Consider the following 23,008-nt stretch of genomic DNA (forward strand, 5'->3'; position numbering starts at 1 on the left):
TTTCTAAAATTGATAAATCTGGTTTTTAATGTAAGTATCATAACAAAGGAAAATGTTACCATAACTTTACTTTTTATTTGACTTATACACCAAATATTCTCTCTTTTTTATTTTAATAATGATTTAGTAAATTATTTTATGTTTCTAAACATAATAATAACTGCATTTTAAAGGCAAAAAAAACACCTATCTAATAGATAAGTGTTTCCAATATTTATATTTTACCGTAGTAAAAAGAGTCTTTATGTACAATTCATTTTAATAAGTACATCCACATTTACTTTGTCTACATCCGAAATCGATTCCTAATGTAATCATATGTGATCCTGCCGCATTACTTGCATCAAAAACTTCATTAACATTTACTTGATATCCATACGCTACATAAAAGTTAGACTTCTTTATACCAATCATTGGAGAAATAGATAAAGGTTTGAAATCCTGATCTACTAATGATCTTAAACTTATCCCTGCCCAATAATAATCTCCTCTGTGCAACTTACGTACCTTTAGGTTAAGATCTGCAGTACTTCTGCCATCTCCAGCAAAGTTTTGATATAATACAGAAGGTTCTACTTCTATGTCGCTAAACCGATCATAAAAAGTATATCCAGAATACACATAATAATTCTGTATTGAAGAAGGTTCTGTTGGGTTAAAATCATCAATCTGCTTCTGCAATAAATTTACTGCATTCGCACTTAAGAAAAACCTTCCTAATCTATACAGTACTCCAATATCAAAGTTAGAGTTGTTTACTGTAACGTTCTCTAAACTCTCACTTGGTGGCAAATTAGGATCACCATCATTGAACTGAGATGTATCTATACCAAACTGAGTAAACTTATAACTAATACCAAAAGAAAGGTATTGATTCGTATACTCATTCAATGTTAAGTGATGAGCAAAAGATAACTGTACTCCTTTTTGGGAAGTTGCACCATTTTTATCATTAAACAAAATAGCACCTACACCTGAACGATCTGATATACGACCATCTATAGATATCGATTGTGTTCCGGGAGCATCAGCAATATCAACCCATTGTTCAAACCCTGAGGCACGAACTTGCCAACAATCTCCTATACCTGCATAAGCACTAGATATCAAATATGGATTATCTGCAATGTATTGGTTCTGAACTGGTGCAAAAAACTCCTGGCCATAACTTCTATTGCTTACTACAGTTGTCAATAAAACTATAGCTATTATTATATGTCTTGTGTACGTTCTCATACTTATTATCTATATAAAGTAAAGTGACCTGTAAACTCTCTGTTATCAATGTCATTAAGGATAATGGTAAACCAATAATCACCAGATGGTAACTCGCTTCCTTGGTAAATTCCATCCCATCCATTATTTGTTCCTTGATCTCCCATAAACTCAGCCAATAATCTACCATATCTATCGAATACTTTGACTTCCATATCATCAAAGAAGAATGGATCTCTAAATGGATCTTGTCTAGGGTACCAAGTATCATTTGTACCATCACCATCTGGAGTAAAGTAATTAGGAATAATAATATTAATAAATATCAATTCTTGAACTCCAACTACTTCACAACCCATATTATCTATAACTCTTAATGCATAAATCGCAGTTTCGTCAATAGAGAAGATATTACTATCTAATTCTCTATAATCAGAGTCTGTTAAATCATTTACAGTTAAGCCATTTGGTATAATTGCTACAAAATAGGTGTAATCTCCACTACCTCCTGTGACAGTAATCTCATACTCATTAGGATCTTGAGGATTATTTGTCATCTGAGCAATAGGAGTTGATAAAGGAATATATTCTTCTATAGTAATTGCTCCTAAATCAAATACACATCCTGTAGGAGTATATGTCATGGTTCCTTGGTATTCTCCTGGCTGTACAATAAATGTTGGAGATAAACTATCTCCTGGACTTACACCCCCATCTAATGATACTAGGTTATAAAGAATATCCGTATCTACAGAATCATCTCCAAGTATAAAGTCTATATAGTATACAGGCGGTTGATTTATCGAACCATCCGTATTTATTATCGGACAATCCACTCTAGGACTCATTACTCCGTTAAGAATAGCACCTTCTGGAATATCTACTGGTAGATTGATTCTACAATTATTAGCATCTCTAATAAAGATTGTAGTAGTTCCACCTGGAAGATCCATATACGTTAATACACCATCCATAAAATCTCCATCATTATTCGTAATATTTGTCGAATACGGTGGTGTACCTCCTGTAATATCAATAGTAACTGCTCCATCACTATCTCCAAAACAAGTTTCTGGAGTTATTGCTCCAACTATATTGGCCATTAACTGATCCGGTTCGCCAATAGTTACATCATATACTTGTCCACAACCATTAGAATCCTGAGAAAATACTTGATACACTCCAGGAACTAAATTTGTAAACGTGTGTTGATTAGGAACATTATCCGATTCATCATTAAAGAACTGACCAGGATTTGTACTTATTGCAAAAGAATAATCCGGTGTACCTCCAGCTGCAAATACAATTATAGATCCATTATCTTCTCCGAAACAAACTACATCTGTAATCTGAGGTGGAATATTTTCAAACTCCGCAGGATTTATAATATCGAAATCTACTTGAGAAACACAGTTTCTATCACTTCTTACTAAGTACGTATAATTTCCTGGTGGAAGGTCTATAAATTCGCTACTGTTTTGAGGTCCCCAAGTTTGAGTAGTAGTATTATTTGTTAATTCAAAAATATAATCTCCAATACCACCTGTAACTATTGCATCAATTACAGCAGTTGCTTCATTGAAACAGTTAATATTTGCAGCACTCGTATCTAAAGCAATCATTATCTGACTAATTGGTATTACAGGTACTGGTGAAGATAATTGAGATCTACAACCATTTACATCCTCCACAAAGAATTGATACTCTCCTGCTCCAAGACCTGTGAAAATTCCAGATCCACCATTTGCTACTTGATTACCATCTTGATCTACGTAATAATATTCCGTAATTGCTACATCACTAGTTCCACTAATTGTTACATCTATTGTGTTAATATCACAAGTAACTTCCGTAACACTATCAATACTAACAGTAACTTCACTAGGTTCATTTATAATAGCAGTCGTTGTTGCTGTACAATTCAAATTATCAGAAACAGTAATCGTATAAGTTCCTGCACCTAAATTATTAAACACATTAGTAGATTGAGGTCCACTAGTAGTAACTCCATCAGGGAATGTTAACGTGTATAAATACGTTCCTGCTCCTTGACCTCCACTAGCAACTACTGTAATACTACCATCAACATCATCAAAACAAGTTACACTACTATCTGCAATAGGATCAACGATGATAGCGTTAGGCGATTGTATCGTAAACTGCTCATCATCCGTACATCCTTGACTATCTTCCGCAGTAACTGTATATAATCCTGCTGTTAGATTTTCAAATAACCCTGTAGTATTAGAGATAGCACCAGGAGTTAACGTATATGTAACTGTTCCCTGAGCTCCAGTAACAGAAGCTTGGAAAGATCCATCGCTACCAGGTACACAAGATTCTATAGTATTAATTGCTGATATCGCCGTTACAATTGGTGCGCTAGGGCCTGTGACTGCAATAGCATTAGACCTTTCTGTACATAATGGATCCGCAGTTTCCACAATTTCTACAATATATACACCTTGCGGTAGATTTACTGGTAAAATATATGGATCTGGATCCGTAGTTGTATCTCCTGTTCCGGTAAACGCTGTTGGATTACCGTTTTCATCAAGAATCGTAAAATTATAAGGTCCTGAATATCCAGTTATTGAAATATTGATTGTACCGTCCGCGTCTCCTAAACAAGTTTCAGGCGTTTCTTGTGCAGCTACTAATTCCACAAAATCGAATTGATCAATTTCATGAGTAACAGTAATCGTACACATTGTAATCTGATCTGTTATTCTAAACGTGTAAATACCTAAGGTTCTTGGCAACACAAAATTAGCAGTTGACACACCAGCAGGAGTATCTACAGGAGCAGGTGGATTAATTACAGTACCAGTATTATCAATTAACTCGAATAAGAAATCACCAGAACCTCCTTGCACAGACACAGTAACTTCTTCATCTACAGCACACGTAATATCCGTTACTATAGCAACAGCTGGGTTTGTCATAATTGGGAATGGTGCTACTGTTTCTGTTTCAGTTACAGGGTTTGTAGCACAGCTATTACTATCAGTTACTGAAATTAAATAATCCCCTTCTTCATCAGCGGTAATTTCATAATCTATTTCAGGTGTACCTAAATTAGCATCAGCTATATCCAATTCAGTAATAACAACTCCAGAAGGTGTTTCATAAGAAATACTATATGGTGCAGTTCCTGTAGTTATAGTCACGGTGATTATAGGGAACACAGAACTATTATCAGGAGCACAACTATATGGACTTTGTGAGATTGCTACAGCAACTTGTGTAGCATTAGCTACAGTAATAGCAAACTGACCAGAACAACTTCTCTCTGAAGTTACAACAACAACATAGTCTCCAAATGGTAAATCAGTAAATACTGGATTATCTATTTGATCAACTCCAACCTGTTGCGCTAAATCAGGGTTTCCTGTTCCATCATCAACATATATTTGATATGTATAAGGTCCATCTAAATCAGTACCTGTTTGCAATGTTACGGTAACTGTTCCATCTGTCGCTCCTATACATGATACAGCAGTTGACGTTGCAGATGGAATAGGATCCAACGGCACCGTTAATTCTGGAACATCTATCGTAATTGTACATGGCGTAGTAATAGCAGCAATATTGATATCCGTAATTTCCACTATATAATCACCCGCAGCTATCGGAGTAAAAATATTATTTCCAACCTGAGGTCCAGCAACGATCGCAGTTGTAGCTTCATCTCTTAGAGTAAAAGTAAAATTACCTGGATTGACAGCAAAATCTGATCCACCATTAACTGTTACTGTTATAGTTCCATCAACATCTCTACAAGTAGGATCCGTCGTGAAATCCGCAGTAGCGGTTAATTCTGGTAATATCGTGATTGATTCTACATTAGAAGGACATCCGTTTTCATCATAAGCAGTAACCGTATAATTTCCAGGAGTAGCTACAGTGAATGTATGCGCAGTACTTCCATTATTAGCATCTTCTATGACACCAGTATCTAATTGGAACCTTAGTATCCCTGAACCTGGTGGTACTGGAACATTACTAGTTCCTGATGCAGATATTACATAACTTCCATCATGGGTACATACATCATCTACAGTAAGTGGATTAAGTACAGGATTATCAGTTCTATTTACCGTAACCACTATAGAAACAGGGTTAGAAGTACAAGAATTATCATCCACAACGCTAATTGTATAATCTGTACTAGCGCCAATAACTGGTAAATCAAATATTCCCGTAGTACTTGTTGTTGTAAAAGTCCCACCACTTGGCACGTCGGTAGCAGTAAAAGTATAAGGAGCCGTTCCTCCAGAAGCTGTCACTACAACTCTTCCATCATCGTTACAATTCGCATTAGTATTTGAATCCAAAGCTAACAGTAATTCTGTCGGTTGTGCTATATTGACAACATTTGATATGTCGTTACAAGTAGAAACAGGATCAACAATCGAAACTTGAATGCTTCCCGCCTCTAAACCAGTTATGGTGATAGGATTCTGTACCGTAGTATCTGCACCTATAGGACCTGTAACTGTACCTGTAGTCGTATTTGTTACGGTATAATTATAAGGACCTGTATGCCCTGTAACCGTAAGCTCTATATTACCAGTAGCATCACCAAAACATAAGATATTTGGGGTAACCACGGCAATTTCAGCTTCTATTGTATCATAAGGAGTAATTTCATAAGGTAATGTCTCAATAGAACATTGAGTTCCTTGATCAAACACTCTAAAAATATAATTACCTACACCAGGTAAAAAGAATGAACCACTTGTAGTCGTAGCTCCTCCAGAAGCAACTCCTATCTGAGATGGCACTGCTCCATTGATTTCTATAAAATCAAATGGACCTGTTCCTCCAGTTACTGTAACCGTAACCTCTTCTGTGTTGGTCGTACAGTTAATACCTGTTACTAAATTTACTACTGCGTCTGTCATTACAGGGAACGCAGGAATATTAAATGGTACTAGGACATTAGGACAGTCATTAGTATCAAATACAGTAAAAGTATAATTACCTGATTCGTTTGCTATAATCTGAATTCCTGCTAAACCAGTATCAGTATCCAATGTAGCTGGATCTACTGGTCCAACTATATTTCCTGATGGATCTGTATAAGATATAGTGTATGGCGAATTACCTCCACTAAAGTTATCCACAGTAATTACAGGAAGATTTACTGCAGCACCAGTACATCCATAAGGTGTCTCCAATACAACAGTTGCTACAGGAAGTGAAGGTTGATCTATAATATAATCTTCGGTATCCAAACAAATCACATTTAAAGCTCCATTTGGCTTAGTAACCGTTACTTGTACTGTATACGTACCAATACCTAATCCAGAGAATACCGGACTAATCTGTGATGGTCTTGTAACCGGTCCTGCTATTATTTCGTATTCATATGTTACTGCTGGATCCGAGTCCGTTGAAAGAGCAGTTAATGCAGCCGTTATCACACCGTCGGTATCACCTATACAAGTAACAAAAGTAGTTTCAGGTACAAGTACTGGAGGCGTTGGAGCATCTATACTCACCGGAGCAGAGAACGAACAAAATGGTGCAATAGCTCCACGCCCATCATCTGTAGCAACTACGATATAATCGCCAGGAGCAACACCTGTATAAATTCCATTAACATCACCCGTTACATTTCCTGTTGGGGTTCCAGTTCCATCTTGTAGTACATATGTTAATGTTCCTTGTACAACACCTGATGTAACCGTTGTAGTAATAACACCTGTAGCATTTTCACAATCCGGAGCTGTTGTAAATGCAGCACTTATTACCAATTCGTCATATACTGTTACCGGTGTAGAGGCTGAACAACCTGAATCATCTGTAATCGTTATAGTGTAAGTTCCTGGAGTAGATACAATAAATTGGTGATTATTATTATCTATACTACCAGTAACTGCAGTTCCTCCATCAATTTGATATAATAACGTTCCAAGACCGGTACCATCTACATCAATTACATTACTATTATCGTATGCACAATCGTCAATAAAACTAGCTACAACAGTCGGTAATGGGTTAACCACAACCGTAACATCTACAGGACCAAAACTACATCCATTAAAATCTGCTACCCAAATATCAAAATCTCCCGCAGTATTACCTAGATCAATTGTGTTATCATTTAATGGATACGTACCTGGATCACCAGCACCATCAGCCACTACAGCATATGTATATCCATCGGTAGTTGGTGGTATTCCAAAAGGTGTACCGCCATCAGTATCCATAATTACCTGTGCATTCGTACCACAACTATTAGCAGCGGTAAGATTGGTAGCTACAGAAGTTAGTGGATCGGGAACAAGTATTTCAAAATCTCTTCTAGATGAACATTGTGTGCCATCTACTTCTTCAGCTATTACATAATATCTTCCCGGAGGAAAATTAGAAATAGTCACAGGAACATCTGCTCCTGTAAGTCCCGTAGCGTTACCTGAATATACCGCTGGTGCAAGACTAACATCTAAAGAAATATTAGTAAACTGATCAAAAACTTCCCAACGCACTTCTGTAACAGGCGGAGGTGGAGCAGTTGTATATCCAGAAATATCAAAACTTATTGCTCCATTATCTAATGCCGGCGTCTCATTACAAGTGATATTTGTCTGAGTAAAATTAATAATATCTGGATCAGAAGGAGGAGTTACAGGTGGCACCAATTCTTGATACAAACAACCCGTAGCATTATCTCTTACTTCTAAGATATAAGTTCTATTAAACTGAAGAACATCAAAAGCACCAGCAGTCATTCCTCCATATCGATGAATTCTTATTGGGTTAGTAGGAGTTGTAACTGTTGCGTTCAATGGTTCATCATTTAAAGGAACAAACGTACCTAATGGTCCAGTTTCTCCAACAATACGAATATCAAATCCTAAAGGTGGATTTGTAGTGTTATCCTGACCCACACCACCAACAACATCTATATCAAAAATTACACCGGCAAGACAATTACCAGTTGCAACAACATTCTGAACTAAATCACTTGGTGGTGAAAATATATTAAACGGCCCAATAGGATCCGGATTAGAAACACAACCATTATCATCTTCTACAAAGATGAAATACTGACCAAAATTTAATCCTTCGAATCGAACTGTTGTTGAAGCACTTAGTACAACAGGATTCGTTGAAGTAGTATTAGTAGAAGGAACAATAGGTCTTGTTGAAACATCACTTGCATCTACCAATGTATAAGTATATGTTCCTGAACCACCACCTATTTCTAAATCTATCGCTCCTAACTCCGTAATAATAACAGATCCACCACAAGTAACCGGTGTTTCTGTTCTACTAACTTCTAGTATCTCATCTGGAGCTATTATCTCTACTGTACCTATTTCAAGACAACCTCTAGCACTTCTTACAGTAAAATCATACACTGCTTCTGAGAGATTAGGGAAAGTTATTTGTGTTCCTGTAATCGTTACAAACGTTCCTGTATTCTCGAAATCAATTTCATAAGGAGTTTCTGTACCAGTAACTGTAATTACAGCAGTACCTGTATCTCCAAAACAATCTACATTAACATCGTTCGCTGTTATTGCAATTGGTGCCGGATCTGTAACCGTAAAAGGAGAAGTAGTAAATGTACATCCTCTATCATCAGTAACTCTAAAAATATAAGTTCCAGCTCCTGAAGTAGCTACATAATCAACAAATGGTGTAGTACCATTAGTAATATGATCTACAAAAGCACCTCCATTAAATGAAACCGCAATGTCATAAGGTGTATATCCTCCATTCACAACAAAAGAAAAAGAAGCATCTTGAGGAACACCTGCGGCATTACACGCAATATCCGATACTTGAGTAACATCAAGTGAAACTGCCTCTGCAATAGTTTCCGTAAGTGTTACTGGACAACCATTGCTATCTGTTAATGTAATTGTATATGTTCCTGCCTGTGTTAATGCAGGCGTTGTAGTAAAAGTAGTAAGCGCACCCACATTAGTGTCAGGTATTACTATCGTTCCACCTAATGCAACATTATAAATGTAATCTGGGGTTCCAGAGTTTGTTCCGTCAATGTTTATAGTAAAACTTACCGTTCCATCATCTAAACAGAAATCAGAACCAGTATCTACTGTAGCTGCTATCTGTGGTAATTGATTAATATCTAAAGTTTGTGTAGCAGATACACAAGAGTTACTATCTGTTACTATAATTTGATATCCTGTTCCGTTCGGAACATTTAAATAAGGATCAGTAACTGGTCTACTTGGACCAACAGCAGTTCCTCCTGAATCATTTAATATCCAAGTGTAACCAACACCACTTCCACCCATCACATTACTAATGCTAACTGTATTTGTATTAGCAACACAATCTTGATCAATAGGATCTATAGTAAAAGTAATAACATCAGGTTCTCCAATAATTACTTGATCTGTAGCCGTACAATTAGTCCTTTCATCTGTAACTAAAATATCATATGTTCCAGCTGCTAGTATATCACCTGTTGGAATAGTTGCGGCATTTTGACCTGTTGCCTGTGCAACAATAGTACCACCAATAGAAACCTCATATTCATATGTTTCTGTAGTCAAATCAATTCCTGAAACTGTAAATGATAATTCCCCTGTACTTTGTCCATTACATAAAGGTTCATTTACAATAGTAGCATTCACTGCTATTAAATCAATAGTAGGGACTGTAAATGTTTCAGTATATACACATCCGTCAGTATCTGTTCTAGCTAAAAATGTATATGTTGTTCCAGAGGTTAACCCTGTAAATACATTAGATACCTGAGGGCCTACTGTTATTGGAGCGGTAATTTCATACATTACGGTACTCGTTCCATCTAAAGTTGGAGTCAACGTAACATCTGCTTCTAAAGCAGGACATTGAACTTGTGTTGCAGCAAAAGAAAGATCTGTAACCTGAACTAACGGATCAATTGTTAACTGACCTAAGTTTATTGGACAAGAAACTGTATTTCCGTCTCTAATAAACAATGTATAAGTACCATCTGTTAATCCTGTAAATATTCCTGTTGTATTACTAAAGTCTACACCATCTATACTATATGCATATGGCGGTGTACCGTTTGCAGGATTAGATACCGTAATTGTTCCTAATTGAGGAGTTGTACTTGATCCCGTAGCATCACATCTATATTCTTGGGTAATAGCTATATCTGCTGTTATTGCAACTGGAGCAACAATTGTAGCGTTGACATCCAATGTACAAGCGGGACTAGCTCCCGATCCATCAGTAATAGTTATTGTGTGTGGTCCTACTGGAACATTATTAAACGTTATTGGCCCAGTTCCTGTTGGTCCTTGCGTAGTAGTTGCGTCTCCATCCAACACATACGTGAATGGTCCTTCTCCTGCTGTAACCGTAATTTCTATGCTTCCGTTATCTGTAGGACAATCTGGATTTGTAATTACAGGTGCACTTGTAGCAATAGCTTCATATGCTGTAACAGTTTCTGGATTCGAGAAAGCTGTACATCCTTGATCATCCGTAACCTGAACAACATATGTTCCTGGTGTTGAAATTGTATGAGGAGATGTAATATTAGCTTGTACTAATGTTGGTGGTGAACCTTGAGCATATAAATCAAACTGCGTATACACTGTACTTCCTCCTACAGGAACAAAAGTTAAACTAGCATCTTCATTACAATTAATATCATTAGCCAAATCTGCAGTTATCGTCAGTTCGGGATTTATCGTAAACGGTAATGCCGCAGTAGAACAATTTGTAGCTGTATTTGTAACAACTACTGTATAATTTCCTGGCGTTAAATTAGGAATCTCAAATGTGTTTGCTGGAGCAGGTGTTGCTACCGGTAAAAACGTTATCAAAACTCCTGTTCCTCCATTAAGACTGTACTCAAAAGGACCTAAAGGAGTAGGTATCCCTGGAGTAATTGTTACCCATTGAGTTGCTTGATCCGTTCCATCATAACAATTATCTCCTCCTGTTGCCAATGCTATTGTAGGCGAAGCAGATTGAGTAATCGATTCAGTATTATTGATTTCACAAGCAGCAGTAGAATTACCGTCTCTTACAAAAATAGTATATGTGTCAACTGCAAGGCCTGTAAATACATTATTTGTGTTAGGGTAATCGACAATTACTCCACCACCACTATCTACTAATCTATATTGATAATTTCCTCTTCCACCATTAGCAGTTACCGTAATAGTACCAGTATTAGCACCACAATTAGTCTCAGTAGCCACTGTGGTAAAGGTAAGTGGTGTTGCTGGCTCTGTTATATCTACAGTTGCTGTATCAGAACAGTTTAACGGTGAACCTGAACCTCCTGGATTAGTATCTGTAACAGTAATAATATACGTTCCTGCGGCTAATCCTGTAACATTTACAGGACTTGTAGTAATACCATTCCCCGAGTCAACAGTAGTTCCTCCGAGTGTAACTGTATAATCAAAAGAAGTACTATTTGTTACCGTAAAAGATAACGCTCCATTACTTTCGCCCACACAAACTACAGGTGTAGTTTCTACTGCATTAGTTATATCTATAGGATCAATTACATCTACTCTGTAATCATCACTAAATGTACATTGATCATCACTTCTTCTTGCAGTAACAGTGTAAGTTACTCCTTGTGCAATTGTATAACTATTTGTAGTTAAAAACCCTGTGTTTCCTGTAGCACCTGTTCCTGTAGCTGGATCAGGAGAGACATCATATTCATAAACAACTCCAGCTGTTATATCAGCTGCTGATAATGCTGGTTGCGCTTCGAAACTTACTTCTGAACTTTGACTTGTACAATCACCGTCTCCAGGCGTAAAGGTAATAGAATCAATAGCTACAAGTGCAGGTACATCAATAGCAAACGGAGCTGCACAATCTCCACTTCCTTGGTTTCTAATATATATTGTATAAGATCCATCTGTACTTACTAAAATATCAAACGGAGTAGTTGTTACATTCGTAAAAGTAACATTATCCAAACTCCATTCGTAATTACCAGAACCTCCTGCTATATTATCTACTTGAATAATCGCATCTTCACTTCCAACGATACAACTCAAAGGTCTATCAAGTGTTACATCCGCTGTAATACCTACGGGAGATGTAATAGCAAAAATCGATTCTCTAACCGGACAAACTGTTGGTTCCGGAACAGGAAAAGCACAATCAGCATTAGTAATCGCTGGTGTTGTATTCGCGTGTAAAACTGTAACAGCGTATGAATTTCCGTCAGGAACTCCTGTAAAAGTAATCGTTTGGCTTCCTGTAGAAGCAATTTCATTAACCAAAGTCCACAAAGTCACATCCCATGTCGTTTGATCAGTATTACCACAATTTGGATCTGTTGCACAATCCCAAAGTTGATATGTATAAATTCTTCCTGCTACTGTTGGTGATACATCTACCTGTATTTGTCCCGTATCTCCAGGACAAGGAGGTTGAGTAACTGTTACATTATCTATTACAATAGGTTCATATGGTGTTATATTATCAATACTTGCAGAAATAACACAAGCTGGTGAACCACTAGGAATACTATTATCACTTATCCTAAAGGTATATGTTGTAGCTGGATTTGCAGGACTAGGAATCTCGAAAATATTACAAGCCACAAAATTACCATCACCATTATCATATAAATAATCTCCTGAACCATTTAGAACATTTACCTGTACTAAAGCTCCACTATCACAAGTTTCAGGAGCTAATAATACTACTTCTGCGTCAAAAGCAGGTGCAGGATTAATAGTTACCGTAGCATCAAAAACACACTCTGGTGTAGGTCTATTCGAAATTACTTCTACATTATAGGTTCCAGCAGGTAAATTATTTTGCGTATAATTTCCATTGTTTGCACTACTATTAGGAACAATTATTGGATCTGCTGCTCCTAAAGCAGGGCTAGAAATAGTATATTGATATTCAGGTATTCCACCTGTAACACTTATATTAATTCTTCCAAAACCAGTTCCATTATCATCATTGACACAAGTTGGGTCAACTCCTGTAACACTAAATGTTGGGTCGATGGAAGGAACGTTTATTGTTTCTGAATATTCACATCCAGGAAAAGTAGTATCAATTGCATATACTGTAACATCTCCAGCCGTAGAAATTGGAAAAACACCAGTAGTATTAGTATAAGGACCACCAGATGTTAAACTAAATGCAAAATTAGTAGGCACATTTATTACGCTAACACTACCATCGCTACCACATTCTATTGGGTTCATAGAAAGGTCCGGTTGATAATCATTCTTAAATACACTGAAATAAAATGGTATAATACATCCACCTTCAAATTCGGCAAGAATTCTATAATCACCTGCTTCAGAAACAGTATAGCTCGAAGTATCACCTCCTGTAACCTCCACCCAATTAGCATCGGTACAATTACCATCTAATAATGAACACGGATCATTCGGATCTAAAACACAAGATCCCGAAGGAGTTAATCTTTGCCAAGAAATATCATCTAAACTAGATGGATCAAAATTAGTTTCAAGTAACTGTGTCTGATCACCACATAATAAAATTTGTGGAATTGGAACACCACTACAGTCTTCAGTAACTATAGTAGTCCCATTTACATAATCCAAAACAGGATTTGTTATATCTCTAAAAGCAGTTACCGTAAATTCTTCAGTAAGCGACATACAACTAGGATCAACACCATCGGTATCTGCTTTAACCACCATATAAACCCCGGTTTGAGGGCTTGGTACATTAAAAAAGTTAACGGTAGTTACTACCGGCGTAGTAATACCAGGTCCTGTCCACGTATATTCATTATAACCAGTTCCTGCTACTAAAAGTAACTCATCATCACAAAAAGTCACATCTAATTGACAGGCAGGGATATTAACAAGTATATTAGAAGCCTCATTTAATTGATCTCCACATATTCCTAATTGTGAACTACTTGTAGTACTTCCAAGCGTACCAGATTGTAATCCAGTATAAGTTGCTGTAGCTGAGTTTGTAATTACATCAGAACAAGCATCTCTTAATTCCTCACAACTACTTACTAATTGCGCTCTAAATCGTATAAAAATAGGGGCATCACCATCACCGATTGGTTCGTCATTGGGAGTCTCTACTATACTTGCAGGTATATTAAATTGTAATACTCCAGGCGAAATTTCAGAATAAGTAACGCCTGGTGGTAATGTAGCGTCAACTACATTTAACAAATTCGTATTAGGAGGTAAAACATCTGTTATAGTAACAGTACCATCTACAAAATCTTCATTACCTATATTTTCTATTTCGAGATCATAAAACACTTCATCACCTAGTTCTACATTATTTCCTGTTATTTCTGTAGAACCATCTAAATCGAAAACTTTTTTAATAATTCTTAATTCAGGTTCTATAATGGTAACAGAAAAAGCATTAAAAAATACACTATACCTATCTCGATCCGTAAATAACTCAAAGGTGGCGGATGTTTGACCATTACCGACCAGGTCTTTTGTAACATTCGGAAGTTCGAAATAATCCATATCAAACCCTTGTGTATTCTCAGAATTAGGAGTTCGATCAGTAATATAATTACCATCGAAGGATATAGATCCATTAAAAAAGTTAGTTGTTGGATTGGCACTTGCATTTCCTTGTCCTAAGGCAGTAAGTCCTCCAGCTGTATTCACTATTCTTAATTCATCTCCACCTAAACTCGTATCTCCTTCTAAAGAAGAAGTACCAAATCTTACATTAACTGGTTCACTGGCTCCTGTAGGTGTCGTAAATCCACTATAAGTAAACTGTAATGGCGTTTGACCACTAAAAATCTGAACAAACCCATCACTTGTGCTAATGAACTTAGCCGATTCCTGTTGATCTTCATAAATAGCAACTATAAACCATCCACCACAGGCACCATCACCACCACTGGTAAAACCTTGCGTAGCATTCATATTAGCTACCGTATAAGTACCAAAATTATTGTCCGGATCTAATAAACTTGTTACATCCGCATAACAAACATAAGGAAGTTCATCATTAGCATTATCTCCTAAAGGGTTCGTAGGTGTATTTCTGTATCCATCAAAAACAACACTACTTGCCGTTACATCTACATATGTTCCTCCTGGCACCTTAAATTTTATATCTCTAAAATCAGCTGGTCCCTGTTTTCTTGGATCTGTAAGAGGTAGATTATTTAAAATATCATTTCCTTCATCCGTTGATAGCGTAGCTAGAACTACATTACTTTCTGCCTGAAGAAGTGGTATTAAATCTCCATTATTAAAATTGGCATTATTTATATCATCATTTCCTACCGATACGGAAGGAATATTTATTGCCGGTCCATTACCTGTAAGTCTAGGTAAGAGTCCTCCATCATTCACAATTACAACTCCAACAGCTCCAGCATTCTGAGCGTTTACTACTTTTTCTCGTAACGAACAACTACCACCATCCCTAATCACAGCTATATTCCCCGATAGCTGAGCTCCATTAGTAATCCCACAACCATTCACAGGTTGTGCTACTACTAAATATGAGGTTACAGGATTTCTTTGTATATCTGAGTTGTCATTACTAAACTCTGAATTTCTCGCAGTATACTGTTGAGCGAGTGGACCGTTGTTTATTATTAAGGCTGTATTAGTATCCGAATTACTCGAGATTTCATTGTTACTAAAATTCCTTGGACTATTACCTCTAGCCATATAATAATTGGCAGACCAATATAATCCAGCATATACTAGACGGCTACAGTCTTCTCTAGGCACTGTTAGACCAGCTTCACTAGAACTAAACGTAGAATTATCGTTATCTACATCAATAAAAGCTGTTGTATAATTACCGTTATTATCATTACCATTATAGTTCCTATTTGGATTGGTAAAAGTAGTTCCATCATCATCTTCGATTACACCGACAATGTCATTACCGGTCATTACCATATTACCTCTAATATTATCGAATTGGGCTCCTGGCCTTGGTGTAAGAGGTACCGATTCTTGCGCACTTATATTATATACCGCACTGATAATCATCAATATTAACAGTACAGCTTTTTTGGGGAATAGTGTTTTCATAAGCTGCTTTTTATTTGAGTTGAGTTATTCATTCTTATTTTTTTGGGGTGCTCACTATTCTATTTTTAAAATATATAGATCGCCATTATATGTATTATTAACATTAGAAAATAAGCTTTGTTTTGCATTATCTAGTGTGTCAAATTTGTTTAAATAAACATATATGTAATTATCCTTTGGATTCCTGAAAAACTTAGGTTCTAAGCCCTGAGATTTTAATTTTTCCATTCCTCTTTCGAAATAGTTTTCTCTTTTGAAAATATTTGTTATTAAGTAATAACCATTCTCGATATTATGTCCTCCGATATAGGATAGGCTTTCTGTTAAAACCGTATCATCTTTTACAGTATCCTTAATCAGTCTCGATTCTTGAACCAGTCTTTTTAAAGACTCCACTCTACTTTTAGCAATATTTAATATCCACATATCACCAAAGTATTTATTTCCAATGTTATTCAAGTAATTTTCTGCCGCTTCTTCCTTATTAGCATAATACTTAATAGCAACGTATTGGTACTGGTTTTCTGGATTTACTATTACCTGAGAATCATTAAAACCTAAATCTTTCAACTTATTCGTAAAGCTTTCTGCATAAGTTCCTCCTCTAAATACATTACCAATCAAATAAAACCCTTCTGGATATCCAGGTATATATTTAGTAGCATACTTAGCCTCAGGTCTTGTTGCTTCAGCAAACTTGATAAATCTATTTTTAGAAGTAAGTCTTTTAGAACTTGTAGGATCATTATTATTCTTAACCTCTTCTGCTTGGTCGTTCATACTTACTAAAGACTCTAAAAGTTTATTAAACTCTCTTTTATCTAAGTTTTTTGAAGATGTTAATAAAGAATCTCTAGAAGCAATTAATTTATCCGTAATCCTACTACTGTTGTCTAATTCTTTTTGTATCTGTTCTAGATCTTCTCCTCCATTATTTTCAGCTTCTGCTTCTTGTCTTTGTCTTTCCTCTTCAGCTAATCTTGCAGCTTCCGCTTCTTGTCTTTGTCTTTCCTCTTCAGCCAATCTTGTAGCTTCCGCTTCTTGTCTTTGTCTTTCCTCTTCAGCCAATCTTGTAGCTTCAGCTTCTTGTCTTTGTCTTTCCTCTTCAGCCAATCTTGCAGCTTCTGCTTCTTGTCTTTGTCTTTCCTCTTCAGCCAATCTTGTAGCTTCAGCTTCTTGTCGTAACCTTTCTTCCTCAGCCAATCTTGTAGCTTCCGCTTCTTGTCGTAACCTTTCTTCCTCAGCTAATCTTGCAGCTTCTGCTTCTTGTCTTTGTCTTTCCTCCTCAGCCAATCTTGCAGTTTCAGCTTCTTGTCGTAACCTTTCTTCCTCAGCTAATCTTGCAGCTTCTGCTTCTTGTCTTTGTCTTTCCTCTTCAGCCAATCTTGCAGTTTCAGCTTCTTGTCGTAACCTTTCTTCCTCAGCTAATCTTGCAGCTTCTGCTTCTTGTCGTAACCTTTCTTCTTCAGCTAATCTTGCAGCTTCCGCTTCTTGTCTTTGTCTTTCTTCTTCAGCCAATCTTGCAGCTTCTGCTTCCTGTCTTAACCTTTCTTCTTCAGCTAATCTTGAAGCTTCTGCTTCCTGTCTTAGTCTTTCTTCCTCAGCCAATCTTGCAGCTTCTGCTTCTTGTCTTAGTCTTTCTTCCTCAGCCAATCTTGCAGTTTCAGCTTCTTGTCTTAATCTTTCTTCCTCAGCCAATCTTGCAGTTTCAGCTTCTTGTCTTAGTCTTTCTTCCTCAGCTAATCTTGCAGCTTCTGCTTCCTTATCTTTTTGTACGGAAACTTCTCTCTCTAATGTTTTTTGAGATTCTTCTCTTCTTTTTTGTTCAGCCATCTCAAGTTCCAACTTCTTCTGAGCAGCTAATCTTTCTTCCTCAGCTTTTTGCTCGGCCATCTCAAGTTCTAACTTCTTCTGAGCAGCTAATCTTTCTTCTTCAGCTTTTTGCTCTGCTATCTCAACTTCTAATTTCTTCTGGGCAGCTAATCTCTCTTCTTCTTGCTTAGCGGCTTCGGCATCAGCTTGTTGTTTCGCTTCTGTAGCAGCTATTTCCTGTCTCTCTATCTCTGCGGCTTCCTCTGCTGCAAGTCTAGTAGCTTCTTGTGCTTGTCTTTTTTGTTCAGCTACAGCTTCCGCAGCAGCTTCTTGTTCTTCTGCCTCTGCTTCTCTTGCAGCTTCTTCAGCAGCTATTCTTGCTTCCTCTGCTTGTATTCCAGCAGCTTCTTCCGCTTTTCTTCTTTCTTCAATTTCTAATTCAAGATTTTTCTGAGTTGCCAATCTTTCTTCCTCAGCCTTTTGCTCTGACATTTCCAGCTCTAATTTCTTCTGAGCTGCTAATTCTTCTGCTTGCTTATTAAGTAATTTTACTTCTTCTTCTCTTTGTAAAGCTAACTCTCTGGCTTTTCTGGCTTCTTCTTCTTTAGCTTCTTGAATAGATCGCTCTAACCTATTCATTGTTCTTTGTGCCTGACTAAGAGAATCTCCTCCAGTTTTTTGTAGTTCTCTTATTATTTTATTTTGATCTAAGATCTCTTTCTTAAGTCTTCTAATTTCAGAATCCCTTTGTAATGAGCTTTTTGAAGAAATATTTCTTCTTTTACTCCTACGTTCTTCTTTAGCAAAATTAAACGCCAACCCAAATTCATGAGTAGCTCCAAATTCTGCAGCCGTTGCATCACCTCCTATACCAGGTTCCACGGTATAGCCTATAGAAACTGTTTTTGTAATATTTGCTCCAATTCCTATTGATCCTCCATAAAAACTATTGTAACCAAGTTGCGCCCAACCATATTTTGGGATTTCGAATAATACATTACCCCCATATCTTAGATCTTGTTCACCAGGCTTAGAAGCATAAACCATTCCTCGAAGTTCATTATCTATTCTTCTCCAATCAAGTTCGGTAGTATACATTACGTGACCTGAGTATTCGAAATTATCAGTTAACAATTCACTAGCAGTAAGATTGTAAGTCACTAAATTTCCTACGGATACACCAACGTCAAAATTCCCATAATTGAAATTTACTCCAGGACGAAGTAAAAACACAGAGCTATTTTCATAATTATTAATTATGTCATCATTTACTTGAGCCTCATCAAGATTACTCTTTAAGGCACTCTGGGAATAACTTAAATTTACCCCAAAAGTAAAGTTCATGTCTCTATTTAATTCAATATTATATGCATAGTTTAAAGTAGCACCAAAAAACCTAAATATTCCTACATTTTGCTGAAATAAACCAACACCTATTCCGGTTTTTTCTTCAAATCTAGCTGAATAATTAAGGAAGTACGTCTGAGAATTGTCACTAAAACTTGCTCTAGGGTTTCTATTATATATATTTATTGAATTTTTGTTTTCCCTAACTAAAGAAAAAGTCGGGTTAAACATAAATCGATTATATTTAAGAGAATTATGTAATGGAATATCTGATGGTAATATACCAGATGTATTAGATGATCCATCCTGTCCGTTGACAAGATGAGAGCAAAAAATGAATGCGGATATATAAAGTATTTTTTTAATCATAAATTATCTCATTACTGTAATTGTCCCCTTTTTTACAACTGTACTACTTCTAGAAATTATATAATAATAAATCAGTTCACTTGCTTGAGATGCAGAATTGTTTGGCCAATCTGCATTATAACCTCCACTTTTCTGGAAATCTATCTTTCCGTTAGATGAGTATATAGTAACCTCTACATCATTTTCACTAAATGAATTCGGTAGAACCCAGGCATCATTTGCTACATTACCTCCTGGTGTAACAACATTGGGGATTAATTCTGATAATGCTGTTGGTCCTCCAACTGCAGCAACTTGCGTATCGGCCGTACATAAAGAAGTACTTATTCTTGCAAAATAACTTCCTTCCTCCGTTACGGTTAACGTATTGGTTGTTTCACCATCTATTAGAACTTCTTCTCCATTTTCAATCAAATACCACTCATACGTAAAATTCGCATTTAACGGCGCTGTCAATACTACTGATTCTCCTGCTTCCAATACTGGCGGAGTAATATCTAATACTATATCACTAGCTAAAAAGTCAATAGGTAAATTATTAGAAACTGCATCTGGTAGGCCTCCTGGTCTAAAAACAGCTCTCAATTCGAAACTTCCTCCACTATCAGAACGACTTACATCTAATGATAAAGAAGTCTCACCTGTTGAGACTCCATCATTAAACCATTCGAAATCGAAAAAATCAAATTGCTCTGTAGTAAGTGGAACTCGATCTCCTGATGAAGTTATACCAACCATTTCTATTAGAGCTATTGTAATTGGGTCCTGCTGACAATCAACAACTTCATCCGGTGCTATAACCAGATCAATTCTAGTCGCTGCAAAAACACTTGTTTCTGTAATTAAAAACGTGTTACAAGGGTCATCTGCCTCAATTTCAATTCTATAATCTCCGACAAAAGGAGCTGGAAATGTTAATGTTTGACTTGTTGTTACTCCTTGACTTTGAATATTTGTATCTACAATAAATCTAAAAACACTTCCTACTGGTGCGTCAGTCTCTATAGTTAAATTCAAAACCTGAGTCGGTAATAATATTAAGCTTTCGGGAAGTGGAACTGTTATACTAGAACCTTCATTCGTAACGGTAACTAGATCTGTAATCAACGTACAATCTTCGCTTAATTCTATTCGTAATGTATATTCTCCTCCAAAATCATTATCTGGTAAAATTATTGTCGGCGATATTTCTCCTTCTAATTCTACATCATCTTTCAACCATTGATAATTATATGAGAAATCTATAACACTTGCTTTTAATTCTTTAAACTCATCTGGACAATAAGAAAAATCAGCAGCGTCAGTTATTATTGTTATATCACCAGGATTAACTAAAGAGGCATCTACTGCATTTGATCTATTCAGAGGGTTGAAAAAATTATTACACAACCCTAGAGGAACTCTAGCGATATATCTCCCTACCTCAGTTATTATTAAAGAAGGGTTATTTTCTCCGGGAATTATTGCACCATCCTTTAACCATTCCCATTTCAATGTATTAACATCAACAGAATTATCATTTTCATCTCTTACTTCTATAGCAATCTCTTTTGCAAAAGAAGCTACATTACAAAAAATTACTTCATCTCTACCATTCAATATTATTTCTAAATTATCATTAAAAAAGTGGAACGGTATCGCATCAGAAATGTCACTTGTTATATCAACCTCAGAAGCTCTAACTCGTATTCTAAAATCATCACTATTCGCGTTTGTAGGTACAGAGATACCCACAAAATCAATATTAGAAGTAGCTCCAGTTCCATTATTTGGCCCAGTTACTCTTCCTAATTCGGTAATGTCTGATTGATTTGCAAAACTTCCAGTTGCATCTGAAAGCTCTAATATAAATTGATTATTCGTAGGTAGAGCATTACCTGGAGATAGTTCTGTACTAAAGTCGAAACTATTTGTTAAAGTACCGCAAGCTTGAGGCGCCGAAGTAAGAGAAGGCGGACCTATATTACGCTGCGCTTTGGCAACATGGATTCCCATTGCCAAAACTATCATAACGATTACGAGGTTAAGTCTTTTCTTCATAGTTATCACATCAGTTAAATTTGTGTGAATATATGCAACATTAATCAAGCGATTTGGGGCGCTTGTTGATAATATTGTTAATATAAATATTGTAAAGTCATAAAATTATGAATTAAAAATTTATATCAAACCAATTTTTCATTTTTTTTTGTAATAATATTCTTACTCTCTTCTGAAGAGTATGATTACATCTCTAAAAACAAGAATTGAACCATAATAAATTTGATTATAAAATATTGTTTGTCAGTGTTTTAATATACATATATATTTGTAATTATCAACCAATAAAAACAACATTTTTCAGATATTCTAGCGAAATATCAAAAAATATTTGACTAAAAAATGTAAAAAAGTAATTATTTTTTAAGGTTAATGCTATAGTCCAAATATCTAAAAAAGGCAGTTTTTGCCGATTAAGTGTTACTTTTTTTTCTAATAATTCATCAATTTCTGAATTATTAACAGCTAAAATATTTACCTTAAAAACGCCATAGAATTATAACCAAAAACACTTAGCATATTTCTCATTAATAATTTAAAATTAAACACCAAAAAAAGGTCTAATTTTTTACATTTTTAAATCTAAATTAAAGGGAATATTCCCTAAAAATAGACATAAAAAAACTTTGAAAATCACTTCCCAAAGTTTTATGTATTTAAACGTTTAAAATATTACTCTTTAGGAGTAGCTTCACCATTAAGTTCCTCTATAATTTTATCTGTTAGATTTAACTCCTCTTTAGCATAAAAAATATTCTTAACTTCTGTTTCTCCATAGATATATGTATATCCATTCTTCTTTCCATAATCCTTTATAAAACCTTCTACTTTTGCAATAATAGAATCAATTTCAACTTGGCTACCTTGTTGAATCTCTTGCATTCTTGTCTGCTGCTCTCTTTGTAAACCTTGTTGCTTAACCATTAATTCTTGTTCCTTCTTTTCTCTATTAGACTGAGACATAGATTTCATAATATTTTGATATCCTTGTACCTCTATCTGAAATTGCTTAGCCTTCTCTTCTAATTCTGCACGTACCTCATTGTTTTTTTTCGTCCACTTTTCCTTAGCAGTTTTCATCTCATTAAAATCAGATACTACTTTTGTGTTATTTACATAACCAGTTTTTTCAATTTGTTGATTGCAAGAAGTCATTGTTATTACGGCAATAGCAATCCATATAAAATTTCTCATTATTTTAAAATTTAGTTCTGCGCAAAAAT

The 23,008-nt window shown here is 35.9% G+C and carries 5 protein-coding genes; all 5 read right to left on the reverse strand.

What is annotated here, in order from left to right; translation table 11 throughout:
- Positions 1-258: 258 nt before the first annotated feature.
- Positions 259-1,236, reverse strand: coding sequence for a PorP/SprF family type IX secretion system membrane protein (locus BMY33_RS05490; protein WP_091406479.1), 978 nt, complete (start codon positions 1,234-1,236; stop codon positions 259-261).
- Positions 1,237-1,241: 5 nt separating this feature from the next.
- The gene (locus BMY33_RS05495; RefSeq protein WP_091406481.1) at positions 1,242-16,217 is read right to left on the reverse strand and encodes a T9SS type B sorting domain-containing protein; all 14,976 of its coding nucleotides are present in this window, start codon (positions 16,215-16,217) and stop codon (positions 1,242-1,244) included.
- A gap of 54 nt (positions 16,218-16,271) precedes the next feature.
- Positions 16,272-19,745, reverse strand: a complete 3,474-nt coding sequence (locus BMY33_RS05500) for a PorP/SprF family type IX secretion system membrane protein (RefSeq protein ID WP_091406483.1) — start codon at positions 19,743-19,745, stop codon at positions 16,272-16,274.
- 3 nt (positions 19,746-19,748) lie between these two features.
- Positions 19,749-21,785 carry a T9SS type B sorting domain-containing protein gene (locus tag BMY33_RS05505; RefSeq protein WP_091406485.1) on the reverse strand — a complete coding sequence of 679 codons (2,037 nt, stop codon included), beginning with the start codon at positions 21,783-21,785 and terminating at the stop codon, positions 19,749-19,751.
- A 672-nt stretch (positions 21,786-22,457) separates the two neighbouring features.
- Entirely contained in the window at positions 22,458-22,979 is a 522-nt protein-coding gene (locus BMY33_RS05510) for an OmpH/Skp family outer membrane protein (protein ID WP_091406487.1), read from the reverse strand.
- Positions 22,980-23,008: the final 29 nt, after the last annotated feature.

Origin of the sequence: Aquimarina amphilecti (genome assembly GCF_900109375.1) — a bacterium.
Lineage (GTDB): Bacteria > Bacteroidota > Bacteroidia > Flavobacteriales > Flavobacteriaceae > Aquimarina > Aquimarina amphilecti.

What these genes read in the sequence shown, in the direction of transcription:
- BMY33_RS05490 (WP_091406479.1), bottom strand. Translation starts at nt 1,236, where the DNA reads ATGAGAACGTACACAAGACATATAATAATAGCTATAGTTTTATTGACA.
- BMY33_RS05495 (WP_091406481.1), bottom strand. Translation starts at nt 16,217, where the DNA reads ATGAAAACACTATTCCCCAAAAAAGCTGTACTGTTAATATTGATGATT.
- BMY33_RS05500 (WP_091406483.1), bottom strand. Translation starts at nt 19,745, where the DNA reads ATGATTAAAAAAATACTTTATATATCCGCATTCATTTTTTGCTCTCAT.
- BMY33_RS05505 (WP_091406485.1), bottom strand. Translation starts at nt 21,785, where the DNA reads ATGAAGAAAAGACTTAACCTCGTAATCGTTATGATAGTTTTGGCAATG.
- BMY33_RS05510 (WP_091406487.1), bottom strand. Translation starts at nt 22,979, where the DNA reads ATGAGAAATTTTATATGGATTGCTATTGCCGTAATAACAATGACTTCT.